The sequence below is a fragment of the Jezberella sp. genome (assembly GCF_964834465.1).
The window spans coordinates 108,511-121,147 of sequence record NZ_CBAZRM010000004.1; the positions used below are offsets into that span (position 1 = coordinate 108,511).

Annotated in this window: 11 protein-coding genes; 9 read left to right on the top strand and 2 right to left on the bottom strand. The window is 52.3% G+C overall.

All coding sequences use genetic code 11. The annotated features are described in order from the left end of the window. Positions 1 to 231 precede the first annotated feature (231 nt). From hemC to AC1W8Y_RS04270, 5 genes are read left to right on the top strand one after another with little or no spacing between them, the layout of a single operon-like run. A complete protein-coding gene (gene hemC / locus AC1W8Y_RS04250) occupies positions 232 to 1,164 on the top strand; it encodes a hydroxymethylbilane synthase (protein WP_482013225.1) in 933 nt (310 codons plus the stop codon). A 31-nt stretch (positions 1,165 to 1,195) separates the two neighbouring features. Beyond that, positions 1,196 to 2,032 carry a uroporphyrinogen-III synthase gene (locus AC1W8Y_RS04255; RefSeq protein WP_482013226.1) on the top strand — a complete coding sequence of 279 codons (837 nt, stop codon included), beginning with the start codon at positions 1,196 to 1,198 and terminating at the stop codon, positions 2,030 to 2,032. Further along, complete coding sequence (locus AC1W8Y_RS04260; protein ID WP_482013227.1) at positions 2,029 to 3,225, top strand: uroporphyrinogen-III C-methyltransferase; 1,197 nt, start codon at positions 2,029 to 2,031, stop codon at positions 3,223 to 3,225. Before AC1W8Y_RS04255 ends, AC1W8Y_RS04260 begins: the two co-directional genes overlap by 4 nt. Positions 3,226 to 3,228: 3 nt before the next feature. After that, entirely contained in the window at positions 3,229 to 4,758 is a 1,530-nt protein-coding gene (locus AC1W8Y_RS04265; RefSeq protein WP_482013228.1) for a heme biosynthesis HemY N-terminal domain-containing protein, read from the top strand. Between the two features lie 32 nt (positions 4,759 to 4,790). After that, entirely contained in the window at positions 4,791 to 5,489 is a 699-nt protein-coding gene (locus AC1W8Y_RS04270) for a fumarylacetoacetate hydrolase family protein (RefSeq protein ID WP_482013229.1), read from the top strand. 18 nt (positions 5,490 to 5,507) lie between these two features. Here AC1W8Y_RS04270 and AC1W8Y_RS04275 read toward each other — a convergent pair whose 3' ends face one another. Together AC1W8Y_RS04275 and AC1W8Y_RS04280 are read right to left on the bottom strand one after the other, a co-directional pair. After that, positions 5,508 to 6,698, bottom strand: coding sequence for a CaiB/BaiF CoA transferase family protein (locus tag AC1W8Y_RS04275; RefSeq protein ID WP_482013230.1), 1,191 nt, complete (start codon positions 6,696 to 6,698; stop codon positions 5,508 to 5,510). Then, positions 6,683 to 7,633 (bottom strand): cation diffusion facilitator family transporter, encoded by a 951-nt coding sequence (locus AC1W8Y_RS04280; protein WP_482013231.1) that lies wholly within the window; start codon positions 7,631 to 7,633, stop codon positions 6,683 to 6,685. Before AC1W8Y_RS04280 ends, AC1W8Y_RS04275 begins: the two co-directional genes overlap by 16 nt. A gap of 108 nt (positions 7,634 to 7,741) precedes the next feature. Between AC1W8Y_RS04280 and AC1W8Y_RS04285 the strand changes: the two genes are divergently transcribed. The 4 genes from AC1W8Y_RS04285 to AC1W8Y_RS04300 all read left to right on the top strand — a co-directional run bounded on the left by AC1W8Y_RS04285 (position 7,742) and on the right by AC1W8Y_RS04300 (position 12,636). Then, positions 7,742 to 8,656, top strand: coding sequence for an NAD(P)-dependent oxidoreductase (locus AC1W8Y_RS04285; protein ID WP_482013232.1), 915 nt, complete (start codon positions 7,742 to 7,744; stop codon positions 8,654 to 8,656). A 4-nt stretch (positions 8,657 to 8,660) separates the two neighbouring features. After that, entirely contained in the window at positions 8,661 to 9,776 is a 1,116-nt protein-coding gene (locus tag AC1W8Y_RS04290) for a cation diffusion facilitator family transporter (protein ID WP_482013233.1), read from the top strand. 161 nt (positions 9,777 to 9,937) lie between these two features. Beyond that, positions 9,938 to 11,509 (top strand): efflux transporter outer membrane subunit, encoded by a 1,572-nt coding sequence (locus AC1W8Y_RS04295; protein WP_482013234.1) that lies wholly within the window; start codon positions 9,938 to 9,940, stop codon positions 11,507 to 11,509. Next, on the top strand, positions 11,506 to 12,636 hold the full coding sequence (locus AC1W8Y_RS04300; RefSeq protein ID WP_482013235.1) for an efflux RND transporter periplasmic adaptor subunit: 1,131 nt from the start codon (positions 11,506 to 11,508) through the stop codon (positions 12,634 to 12,636). The genes AC1W8Y_RS04295 and AC1W8Y_RS04300 overlap by 4 nt, the downstream gene beginning before the upstream one ends. Position 12,637 lies beyond the last annotated feature (1 nt).

Genomic DNA, 12,637 nt, shown 5'->3' on the forward strand with positions numbered 1-12,637 from the left:
ATTTGATGAGTCGACGACGCCTGCCTGATCAAAAAGGGTGGGCGTTTTTCTTTAAAAGTTGATGCGATGACAATAGAACAACCGGTTAAAACACCGGCTCGTAAGGGTAGAACACTTCTGCAACGCTTATCTTTATTGGCGTTGATTGGTATCGTTCTCACTGTTCTTGCACAATATCTCAGATAATCGTGTCTGAATGCTGTTTTTTGTCAGTCATTCGAGGAGACTTCAATGTCTGAGCAGTTGGTGATCGCCACGCGTGCGAGTCGACTAGCGCTGTGGCAGGCTGAATACGTGCAGGGTAAATTGCAGTTGCTTTATCCTCAAATGACTGTCGAGTTGCTGAAGTTGTCGACGCGGGGTGACGAAATTCTCGATCGAAGCTTATCCAAAGTGGGTGGCAAAGGGCTTTTTGTCAAAGAGCTTGAGACCGCGTTACTTGATGGGCGTGCTGATCTGGCGGTCCATTCTCTCAAAGATGTACCTGTAGATTTACAGGCATCTTTTTCCTTGTCGACAATTTTGGCGAGGGCTGACTGCCGCGACGCGTTTGTGTCTAATCGTTATGATGCTTTGTCGGCGCTACCTGCTGGGGCTGTTGTTGGGACATCCAGTCTGCGACGTGAAGCGCAGTTGCGGGCGCGTTTCCCGCTGCTGCACATTGAACCGTTGCGCGGTAATTTGGATACTCGGTTAGCCAAGCTGGATAACAACCAATACGATGCAATTATTTTGGCGGCGGCGGGCTTGGATCGGCTCCAGTTATCGCATCGAATCCGCAGCTATATTGAAGTCGAGCAATCATTGCCCGCCGCAGGGCAAGGTGCCTTGGGTCTTGAGATTCTCGCCTCTAGCGACAAGTTGAGACGCTTGCTGCAGCCCCTCGTGTGTGAGACAACGACAGCGTGCGCCATCGCTGAACGAACAGTTTCGAAAATGCTCGGTGGCTCTTGCCAGGTGCCATTAGCTGCCTACGCGCAGATTGAAAGTGGAGAGTTAAATTTGCAGGCCTTGGTTGCCATGCCCACTGGCCTTTGTATCTATCGGGCACAGGCCAAAGGGCATCCCCATGATGCGGTCGAGTTGGGTAAAAAGGTCGCTAACGAGCTGATTGCCCAGGGCGCAGACAAAATCCTTGCTGCGCTCAGCGAACCGGTTCTCTAGCGCCTTGACGTTGCATGGATTGACAGCACTCATGCACCAACACATCCAAGAACGTCCATCTCACATTGCAATCCTCACCCGACCTGAAGGACGCAATGCTGACGTGAGCGGCGAGCTATCTATGGCGGGATGGACGGTTCTAGAATGTCCGCTGCTTGCGGTTCAGTTTGACGGTGTCGACGACGGGCGCGCGATCCCTTCCCCAGAAGACTTTGATCTGGTGATCTTCACCAGTCGTGCGGCGGTTACTGGGTATGCCAAACAACTCAGCCCGGCATATTCCTGGCCGGATGGTTGCATGATTGCAACAGTCGGGTCGACCACGGCAAACTTCGTGCGAGAGCAGTTTGGCGCAAGCTTGAACGTTGTTTATCCGGCAGGTGAACAAGCAGATTCAGAGTCGCTGTGGGTTGAACTACTCAAGTTGATTCCTTTGCCAAGGCGTGTTTTATGGGTGCGCGGACAAGAGGGTAGGGATTGGTTAGTTCATCGAATGACAAGTGAAGGCATCAGCGTCACGATTCATGCGGTCTACCGACGTACGCCTCGGGCCTTGCAAGCCGACACCTTGGCGGCGCTCGAATCACTTGCAAAGGCCAACCAAAGTGCGGTTTGGTTATTGACGAGTGCGCAGTCCCTTGAAAGTTTGTTTGAACAGGCTCATAGAGCAAACTTATTGTCTTGGTTATCGACTTGCTCTTTTATACTGACACATGACAAATTTGGCTCGTTGTTGCAAAGGCGCTTGTTGGGGTTGAATATCGCTTCTCATGACCTTGATTTAACCGTTTGCCGACCCGATGACGTCTCCATTATTCAGTCTTTTTTGACACGTCCAAACGTACCTAAGATTACAATCGCTTCATGACCGAAAATTTAACGCCAAGCGTGGATCACAAGACATTACAATCAGATGTCGGTGCAACCAAACGACCTAAGTCGTCATGGAAGACCAACCTTTTCATCGTTCTGTTGATTGTCTGCGCCGTGCTCGGCGCAGCACTCTGGTTTGCTGAAAAAAGATTTGAAACGGCCAACCGTTCAGTAGCGTCCCAATTGCAGACGTTGCGCGCTCAAATCGAGGCGACTCAACAAGAGGCAAAGAAAACCGCTGATTTAGCCGAATCACAAGCTGATCGAATTGTTCAGCTTGAGACCTCGCTTCGTACCGCGCAAGAGCAATTCGACGCGCTGGAACAGGCCTGGCAAACGTTTAACAACGGCATGGATAAAGGCCTGTTGCTCAACGACGTTGATCGGTTGTTGACGCTGGCGAATCAGCAACTTCGGCTAGCGGGTAATGTGAACAGCGCCATCATGGCGCTTGAGACTGCGTTGGCTGAACTGGTTAGATCAAATCATCGTGAGTTTGCCTCTTTGCAACGAGCGATTAGCCTGGATACCGAACGACTAAGGGCTGCCCCAGGCATCGATCTGTCGGTGTTATCCACTCGATTAGAGTTGTTGATCACCCTCACTAGCCGAGCCCCGCTGTTAGTACCTGATGGTGCTGCTGCTTTGACGAAACTGCAGATCCCCGGGGATGGTTCGGTTGCTAAGGCCGTGAGCGACAAGTCAGCACCTATCGTTGAGAAAGCCGAGGTCGCTTCAGATGTCACCGGTGAATCATCAGGCAGTCCTGATGCGTCATCGGCCTCTTGGTGGGATATTGCTCAGGACAAAATGTTGAATTGGGCGACCAACGTTGCCATGGTCATCGCCAAGGATTTGGCGGGCGTTATCAGTATCCAGCATGTGAATGACCCGAACGCCTTGTTGTTGTCACCTGAGCAAGGGGCTCAGTTAAGAGAAAATTTGAGGGCCCGTTTGCTGACGGCTCAATTGTCCCTGCTGATGCGCCAACCGAAGGTGTGGCGCGACGAGTTATTGATGGTTGAGTCAATTGTGCAGTCCCGGTTTGATCCCAAATCCTACGATACGCTCGCGGCGATCAATCTGGTGCATGAACTGCAAGCAATTCCGGTGATGACGGCGTTACCCGATATCTCTGGCAGTTTTGGGGCACTTGAGGCGACTCGGTCGTCTAAGGGATCGGATTAACTCATGCGCACTTGGTTCTGGACCTTGCTGCTCACGACATTGGCTGTCGCGTGCGCCGTCAAACTTCAATCTTTCGGCGGCAATGTCCTCGTCCTGATTGGCCACACTCGCATTCAAGTGTCGTTAGCTTTTGCAGTGATCGTGGTTCTATTGATGTTCGCTTTGCTGTATGTCAGTTTGCGCGTGATGTTCTGGATGACCGAAATACCCAGTCTGATCCGGGATTGGCATTTCAAACGTGTTGTGCGTCGCGATCACGAGTTGCTCGAATTGGGCTGGACAGAACTGCTAGAGGGGCGATACGCTAAGGCAGAGAAAGACCTGACTAAACTGATTAACCGTAGTCGTAGTTCGAGTCAACAGGTGTTGGCCGCTCTGTCGGCTGCGCGCGCCGCCCATGCCATGAGTGAGTTTGAACGCCGAGATCAACTCCTTGAGCAAGCCGAAAAGAAGGCAATGGGCGATGCACCTTTAAAAGACGCAGTCGCCGCAGCCGCCGCTGACCTGCTGCTCGATCAGGGCTTTGCCCAACAAGCGTTGGATCGTTTGGCACCCTTACAAGCGAAGGCGGCCAGGCACGTGCATACGATGCGCCTACTTTTACGCGCTTATCGGCAACTGAATCAACACGATCAAGTATTCGCGTTAGCGAGAAGTCTGCATCGGCGTTCGGCACTGAGCGACGTGGAAGCGACTCAATTGATCGAATCATCGGCTGCTGCTCAGATTCGCGCAACAACGGATAACGGTCAATGGCGCGAGATCTGGAAAGACCTGAGCCAACGTGAAAAAACGCTCACTGAAATTGCGTTGGCCGCAGCTGGGGCTTTTGAATCAATGGGTGAAATGGATGATGCCTCTAAGGTGCTTGAGCAAGCCATTCTTGTTGATTTCGACGCACGGCTTCTTGCGGCTTACGCACGGGCAGAGCCTTCGCAGACGGCACGACGTTTGCAAAAAGCAGAGCAGTGGCTAAATACTCGGTCTCGCGACGCTGAGCTGCTCGCGGCGCTCGGTATGCTTTGTTTGACAGGTCAAATTTGGGGGCAGGCTGAGCGATATTTGCAGGCTAGCTTGACCATTCGTGACGACGCACGCGTTCACGCCATGTTAGCGAGCCTGTATGATCGTCTTGGCCGCACAAACGATGCCGCAAATGAATGGCGCCGTGCAACGAGCGTGACGTCTAGCTTGCCTACTATCCTGCAAGACTCAGTATTGCCAGCGGCAGATACCCGTGACGACCCGGGCATCTTCAATGCAGAGGGCTGGACTGAACTCTCAGATTTCTACACGGCACCACGTGCTGGCGCGGGCGCGGGTAAAGACGAGGGCGAACTCGCTGAGCCGACCTCATCGACACTCGACGGCGAAAGTGCCGCACGGCAACCGAGTCATGAGCAATATGAAGATTATTTTGATAGTGCGCCGGTGCAAGGGTTAGGTGAACCCGCTGCGGTCACTGCTATCTCAAGGCCGACCCTCCCCGCGAGTGAAAACTCACCGCAAAGCTCACCAGAAAAATCAAAGTAACCGTTGTTTATTTCAGCCTCTCGGAGCCCTAAATGAGTTCATACGTTATTCCAGCATCTCCCGTGGTTGGGTTGCCCATCGCCGGCAGCGACGACTTGTTTCCTGTCCGACGGGTTTATTGTGTCGGCCGCAACTATGCCGAGCATGCGAAAGAAATGGGCTTCACCGGTAGAGAAGATCCCTTTTTCTTCTGTAAACCGGCTGACGCCGTGGTCGTGGTTGCTGCGGGCCAGACCGGTCAAATCAAGTATCCATCGAAAACCAGCAATTTCCACTATGAGATGGAGTTGGTCGTAGCATTGGGTAAGGGCGGCGTTGATATCCCCGTTGAACAAGCCAACGATTGCATATTCGGCTATGCACTTGGCTTGGATATGACGCGTCGCGACTTGCAAGGCGAGTCAAAAAAGCAGGGTAGGCCTTGGGAAACGGGCAAAGCCTTCGACGAATCAGCGCCGGTGGGGCTTCTTCACCCACGTGCTCGGGTTGGTACGCTCGACAAAGGTGTTATCAGTCTTCATGTCAATGGTGAGCAGCGACAGATCAGCGATCTGAGCCAAATGATTTGGGGCATCCCAGAAACCATCAGCTATTTGTCAGGCTTGTTTGAGCTCAAGGCAGGTGATTTGATTTTTACGGGCACCCCAGAAGGGGTCGGTGCTGTCGTGAAAGGTGACAAGATGGTCGGCCATATTGCCGGTCTGGGCGATTTCGAAGTACAGGTGGTCTAAACGTCGTGAGCCGATCCGTTAAATAATGGATCGGTTTCTCCAGTCTGCCAGCGTTGCTTCATCAATGCCGAGCGAGGTCAGCACCTCGTTGGTGTGTTGCCCCAAGGTCGGTGCTTCACTTCGTATTTGACCTGGGGTGACACTCAGTTTGGGCACAATGCCAGGGACAGTGACGGGCGAACCATCGGGTAAGACAGCCTCAAGCAACATATTTCGAGCGTGGTAATGCTCATCGTTGGCGATGTCTTGCGCATCATAGATTTTACCGACAGGCACACCGGCTCGATTCATCAGTTCGATCACGTCGTTCAAATGATGCTTTAGCGTCCAGGCTGAAATGATTCCGTCAAGTAGCTCGGCGTGTTCGGATCTGCCTTCATTGTCGGCAAACCGAGGATCGCGAGCGATCTCATCCTGGCCGATCATTTCCATGAGCCTTTTAAAGATACTATCCCCGTTGCCCGCGATCAATGCGTATTTGCCGTCTGCGCAAAGATAAGCGTTTGATGGCGTAATGCCCGGTAGTGAAGACCCAGAGGGTTGCCGAATAGCCCCGAATTTAGAATATTCAGGCAGAAGACTTTCCATCATGTTGAAAACAGATTCATACAAGGCGACATCAACTTCTTGCCCAAGCCCGCCTTGTTGTTCGCGATGACGTAACGCCATCAAGACACCGATGACGCCATGCAGACCCGACAAGGTGTCACCAATAGACACCCCGACCCGGACTGGGGGTCGACCGGGTTCACCGCTCAGATGGCGCAAGCCACCCATCGCTTCACCAATGACCCCAAAACCTGGACGGTCACGATAGGGGCCTGTTTGACCGTAGCCAGATACCCTGAGCATGATCAGTTTGGGATTAATGGCATGCAGCTCATTAAAGCCTAAACCCCATTTTTCCATTGCACCAGGGCGAAAGTTTTCAATCAAAATATCAGCATCGGCAGCGAGCTTACGAATGACATCTGCACCTTCTGGCTGTCGAAGGTCTAGGGTGACCGATCGCTTATTGCGGGCATGGGCAGCCCACCAAACGGATGTGCCCTCATGCAGCATGCGCCATTTGCGCAACGGATCGCCCGTGACGGGTGATTCAATTTTGATGATATCGGCACCAAACTCGGCCAAGATCTTTGCCGCGAAAGGGCCTGCGATCAGTTGCCCAAGTTCAATGACTTTGAGGCCTTCTAGAGGGAGTGACATTGATCGACAATCGTGTGATTAGCAACATTAACAGGGTCTACGTGCGTCATCACGCTGAGGACGCGGTGGTTTTTCAACACAGTTTGCTGCACTGAGAACGCAATGTCATGCCCTTGTTCGACGGTGAGCGTTGCGTTGACTTCGATATGGGCATCGACCACGATCATATCCCCCATTTTGCGCGTACGGATATCATGAACCCCCAATACGCCAGCTGTCGCTTTGATGGTTTCAGTGATCGCGACCACGTCACGCTCGTCTGCCGATCTATCCATCAGATCGTTAAATGCTTCGTAACCGAACTCCCAACCCATTTTACCGATCATGAGGCCGACGATCAGTGCGGCGATGGGGTCGAGGATCGGATAACCCATCAAATTACCGATGATGCCGAAGCCGACAACCAGCGACGATGCTGCGTCAGATCGAGCATGCCATGCGTTGGCGATCAACATACTTGACCGGACTCGCTTTGCAATTTTGAGCATGTACCTGAACAAGGATTCTTTCGCGATGAGTGCGACGACCGCAATCCCAAGCGCAATGCTGTGGACCGCAGGGATAAGGTCCGGATGCTTTAGTTTTTCTATCGCAGCCCAGAGCATACCGACGCTGACTGACAAAAGCAGCAAACCCAAAGCGACCGACGCAGCGGTTTCAAAACGATGGTGGCCGTATGGATGATCTTCATCCGCATCCTTCTGGCTATGATGATTGGCAAACAAAACGATGCCATCCGAGACTAAGTCCGATAAAGAATGTACGCCATCGGCGATCAATGCTTGAGAGTGCGCGAATACCCCGACAGTCATCTGGCAAATCGACATGAATAAGTTGACCACGACACTCACGAGCGTGCTTTGACGCGCCGCCGAAGCTCTGTCAACCGCGCTCATCGGGCTGTCTGTTTCATTGCCCATTTCAGTAAATTTCATCCGACTGCCTTGTGATCAAAACCACGTTTATTGTAATAGCGTAGGCTGCAGTTATGATGTCGACATAGTTTTTTCATATTGTCACCAGTTTATTGTGAGATTGTCAGGATGAAAGCGGTCTTTATTGATGCAACCCCAGCGCTTGCCGAGATATTTGAGCGTTTGCAACGCGTTGGCGATATTCCCCTCGCAGTTCATCGGCAGGCAGAGATCACACCCGAAGAAATTCCCGCGGTGATGGCAGACGCCAATATCCTGATTGTTGATCACACGAACGTACCAACAGAGATTGCACAGCGTTGTCCTCAGTTAAAGCACATTGTGTTTTTGGGGACGGGTGCCCGGTCCTACATGGATCCTGAGGCGCTCGCAGACATCGGCATACAAGTTCATATCATTAAGGGATACGGGGATACCGCAGTTGCTGAGTGCGCCTTTGCGTTGATGTGGGAAGCGGCCAAGGGCTTCGCCAAAATGGATCGAGGCGTGCGTGCGGGTCAGTGGTTACGGACAGAAGGTGTCCAATTGACCGGTAAAACACTGGGACTCATCGGTTTTGGGGGGATTGCAGCCGAAATGGCACGACTCGCCACGGGCGTGGGTATGCGCGTGCTAGCTTGGAATCGATCACCTAAGACGCATGCTGGGGTGACCTTTGTCGGCTTAGATGAACTGTTGGCTGAAAGCCGAGTGCTCTCTGTACATTTATTGCTCAACGACGAAACGCGAGGCTTTATCAGTGGCGATCTGATTGCCAAGATGCAGGACGGTGTGATTCTAGTCAATACCGCTCGGGGGGCTGTGATTGACGAGCCCGCGTTGATCGACGGGTTGGCGAGGGGGAAAATTGGCCACGCGGGGTTGGATGTGTTTGATATCGAGCCGTTACCCGTTGACCACGTGTTAACCAAGCTAGACAACGTCACGCTCTCAGCGCATTCCGCATTCAGGACGCCCGAGGCAAGTGATAATCTCATTGAGGCTGCGCTCGATCACTGTCGTCGAATCGCAAAAGGGGGATAACTCGATGTCGAATCCTCTCGGGCAGGAAGGTCAACGGCACGATGGCCATGACCACCATGACCACCATGAGCATCACGATCATCACGATCATCACGATCATCACGATCACGATCACGATCACGACCATCACCATCACCATCACGCTCATGACGATCATGAACCTACCCGCGATGGTCAGTCGCATCGCGGTCATCAGCACGGTAGTCACCAGCACGGCAGCCATGGCCACCATCATCTGCCAGCCGATTTTGGTCGGGCTTTTGCCGTCGGGATATCACTGAATCTCGTTTTTGTCGTTATCGAGGCGATTGTTGGTTGGCGGGCCAGTTCTCTTGCGCTGCTGGCGGATGCGGCTCACAATTTGAGTGATGTTGCCGGACTGGTGTTGGCGTGGGTTGCCATTTTGGTTGCCAAGCGCTCGCCGACACGACGATTCACGTATGGTTTGCAACGGGGATCGATTATCGCCAGCTTTATCAACGCGGTGATCCTGTTAATGGCGATGGGGTCGTTGGCCTGGGAAGCCCTCTCGCGTTTGCAGCAACCCGAGTCCTTTGATGCCATCTCGGTCATGGCTGTTGCTGCCGCCGGTGTGGTGGTCAACGGTTTCACTGCTTGGATGTTCATGTCGGGAAGTCGCGACGATATCAACATTCGAGGCGCTTTTTTACATATGCTGTCCGACGCCTTGGTGTCTGTCGGGGTCATCTTCTCTTCTGCGATTTTTCTCTGGAAGGGATGGATGTGGATTGATCCCCTCGTTAGTCTGCTCATTGCCTTGATTATCGTGGGGGGCACTTGGTCATTGTTTAAGCAGTCACTGCACCTCATGTTTGATGGCGTGCCCGCGCATATTGATGTCGATAAAATTTCTATGGCACTTCGGCAACTGCCCAACGTAAGCGCGGTGCATGACGTCCATGTATGGGCGGTCGCAACATCGAAAGTTGCGTTGACCGCGCATCTGGTCGTCAGAGAAGACCCAGTCGGCGGTGATGACCTTCTGATTCGAGCGCACGAAACCCTGAAGTCGCGGTTTGGTATTGAACATGCGACTTTGCAAGTTGAATCAATGGCTTACTCAAAGGGTTGTCACGATTGTGCGGGGGGCTTGCTTTAAGGTGATCGTGGTCCTTGTCTAGCTGAGATGGGGTTGCTATTTGCGCTCGATCAGTATTCACAAACTTGTAATAGAATTGGCGAATAACGGTGAGTAACAGTAAGTAACAGTAAGTAACATTGAGCAACAAAGCGCTGCACGAGAGGCAATGGCACTTGATAATGAAGAATAGAAAGCATCGAATTGTGACGACAGTTGCCTTGCTGTCGGTGATGTCGGGTTGTGTGGTTGGCCCTGATTTCACCACCCCAAGCAGCCGTCTGCAGAACGGTTACGACGCGCCAGCGCAAACAGAGTTTACTGACGGGACGAAGATCGATATCGATCACGCGATTGATCCCGTTGCTTGGTGGACGAGCTTCAAAGATCCCGTTCTGGTTGAATTGCTGGCAAAGTCATCAGAACAGAATTTATCTTTGCAAGCCAGCGCTGTCAGGGTTTATCAGGCTAGAGCCCAGCTCGGGATTAGCGAAGCGACATTGTTGCCGTCTGTGAATTCATCCGGATCGATCACACAGGCGAATCAAGCGAGTCTGGCAGCACAGTTAGCAAGCACCTCCAACGTATCGACGACCCAAGTGTTGGGTCTGCAAGCCTCCTGGGAGCTCGACTTCTGGGGCAAGATACGACGAGGCGTTGAATCCAACGTCGCGGGCTATATGGCCTCGGCATCGGCGTTCTATGCTGCACAAGCGTCTCTTGCCGCTAACGTCGCAAGCACTTATGTGGCTATCCAAAGTTATCAGCAATTGATCGACGTCTCCAAGACCAACTTAGCGTTGCAAGGAGAGAGCCTGCGGATCGCGCAGGTTCGCTATCAGTATGGTGAGACCTCGCTTCGTGACTTGTCGCAAGCACAATCTCAATACGAGCAAACCAAATCGCAAATTCCGATTCTGTTGGCCAATTTGCGCCAGAACGAAACGGCCATGAGTGTGCTGCTAGGTGAAGCACCTGACTACTACAGCAAAACCTACGGCGCCAAGACAGGTAGTTTGACGGCACCAGCCGTGTTGCAAGTGGCTATCCCTAAAGACCTGATTCGACGTCGCCCCGACGTGAGACAGGCCGAGTTTGTGGCGGCGGCGCAATCAGCCCTGATTGGGGTCAGCACGGCCGCGTTGTATCCCAGCTTTTCTTTGTCTGGCGTGTTTGGCTTTCAAATGGCCAACTACGGTGGTATCACTGGGAGCCCCTTGTTTTCTTGGGATAATAAAGTCGTAAACGGCTCTGCGGCCTTTAGCTTCCCTCTGTTTTATCGAGGTGCATTAGTTGACCAGATTCGCGTTCAGGACGCTGTCTTTCAGCAGAATGTCTTGAATTATCAGAATCAGGTACTGCAGGCACAAAAAGAAGTAGACGATGCCCTCATGGCCATATCAACCACTCGCAGCTCGGCAGATGCCTTGGTTAAAGCGGTGAAGGCAGCCCAAGAAGCGGCATTGCTCGCGCAAGAGCAGTACAAAGCGGGTCAGGCAGATTACAACACCGTCATTCTTGCGCAACAGCAATTGTTGTCCGTTCAAAGTTCACTGGTGCAAACGAACACCAACAATTTGCTGGGCTACGTGTCAGCGTTCAAAGCCCTGGGTGGTGGTTGGTCAGGTGAGATGGATTTGCCTCGGTTATCACCCACTGTATCTAATCCAATGAAACAAAGAACCGATTGGGGAAGCGTTCTAGAAGGCGCCTCCGACCCCCGTTTAATGAAGTCAAGTGAGACGATTCAATGAGCACAATGATGCGTATTTCGCTCTTGCGTAAAGCAGCGACCGTAGGATGCCTTGGGGCGATGATCCTGCTAGCAGGATGTGACAAGAAGGCCGAGCATCCGCCAGCGGTTGCTCAGGTGACAGTGGCTAAACCTTTAAGTCAAGAAGTGGTGACCTATCAACTGTTTGACGGCAACGTACAAGCCCTGAAATCGGTGGATTTGACGGCACGCGTCTCTGGGTATTTGTCGCAAATCAAGTTCGCAGATGGCGCTTACGTCAAAAAAGATCAGTTGTTGATGGTGATACAACAAGATCAGTATCAACAGCAAGTTAATCTGGCTCAAGCGGTTTATACCCAAGCAAAAATTGAATTAGACCGGCAACGCAATCTGCTCAAACAAAATGCGACATCGCAGGCGTCTGTTGACAATGCCGTGTCTGCCTATTCACAGGCAGAGGCAAACCTGCAGTTAGCCAAGTTGAGTCTGAGCTACACCGAGATTCGTGCCCCCTTTGATGGCCTCATGGGTCGCCATCTCATTGACGTGGGCAACTATCTTAATGGCAGTACTGGGGGTGTCAAACTGGCGTCTATCGACATGATTAGCCCAGTGTTTGTCTATTTCTCGGTCAACGAGCGTGAAGTGCTTCAGTTTCGGAAGGATCACGCCGAAGATGCTGTCAAGAAGAGCATGGTGAACAAGCTTCAGGTTTACGTTGCCTTGCAAAATGAACAGGGATACCCACATCACGGGACCCTTGATTTTGCCTCGAACACCCTGAGTACCAGCACAGGCACGTTGCAGTTGCGCGCTGAGTTACCGAATGTGGATTTAAGCTTGTTGCCCGGCTATTACGCCAAAGTCATGGTTGAGTACGGAAAACCGCACCAGGCGATCCTGATCCCCGCATTAGCGGTACAGACCGATCAACAGGGTCATTATATTTTCGTCATGGATGACGCTAAGGTGGCTCATCGCCAGAATATCGTTGTCGGGCAGAAATTCGGGAAGCTGGTAGAAGTGACGACGGGACTCACGGCATCGCAGTCGGCAATCATCAATGGCTTCATCAACGTGAGAGATGGGCAAGCAGTCAGCCCGTCTGTCGCGACGATTGAGCCGTTGCCCAAGATGCACGAATGAT

Excerpts from the sequence above, each read along its gene's own strand:
- AC1W8Y_RS04260 (WP_482013227.1), top strand. The coding sequence starts at position 2,029 with ATGACCGAAAATTTAACGCCAAGCGTGGATCACAAGACATTACAATCA.
- AC1W8Y_RS04285 (WP_482013232.1), top strand. The coding sequence starts at position 7,742 with ATGAAAGCGGTCTTTATTGATGCAACCCCAGCGCTTGCCGAGATATTT.
- AC1W8Y_RS04275 (WP_482013230.1), bottom strand. The coding sequence starts at position 6,698 with ATGTCACTCCCTCTAGAAGGCCTCAAAGTCATTGAACTTGGGCAACTG.
- hemC (WP_482013225.1), top strand. The coding sequence starts at position 232 with ATGTCTGAGCAGTTGGTGATCGCCACGCGTGCGAGTCGACTAGCGCTG.
- AC1W8Y_RS04270 (WP_482013229.1), top strand. The coding sequence starts at position 4,791 with ATGAGTTCATACGTTATTCCAGCATCTCCCGTGGTTGGGTTGCCCATC.
- AC1W8Y_RS04280 (WP_482013231.1), bottom strand. The coding sequence starts at position 7,633 with ATGAAATTTACTGAAATGGGCAATGAAACAGACAGCCCGATGAGCGCG.
- AC1W8Y_RS04265 (WP_482013228.1), top strand. The coding sequence starts at position 3,229 with ATGCGCACTTGGTTCTGGACCTTGCTGCTCACGACATTGGCTGTCGCG.
- AC1W8Y_RS04295 (WP_482013234.1), top strand. The coding sequence starts at position 9,938 with ATGAAGAATAGAAAGCATCGAATTGTGACGACAGTTGCCTTGCTGTCG.
- AC1W8Y_RS04300 (WP_482013235.1), top strand. The coding sequence starts at position 11,506 with ATGAGCACAATGATGCGTATTTCGCTCTTGCGTAAAGCAGCGACCGTA.
- AC1W8Y_RS04255 (WP_482013226.1), top strand. The coding sequence starts at position 1,196 with ATGCACCAACACATCCAAGAACGTCCATCTCACATTGCAATCCTCACC.
- AC1W8Y_RS04290 (WP_482013233.1), top strand. The coding sequence starts at position 8,661 with ATGTCGAATCCTCTCGGGCAGGAAGGTCAACGGCACGATGGCCATGAC.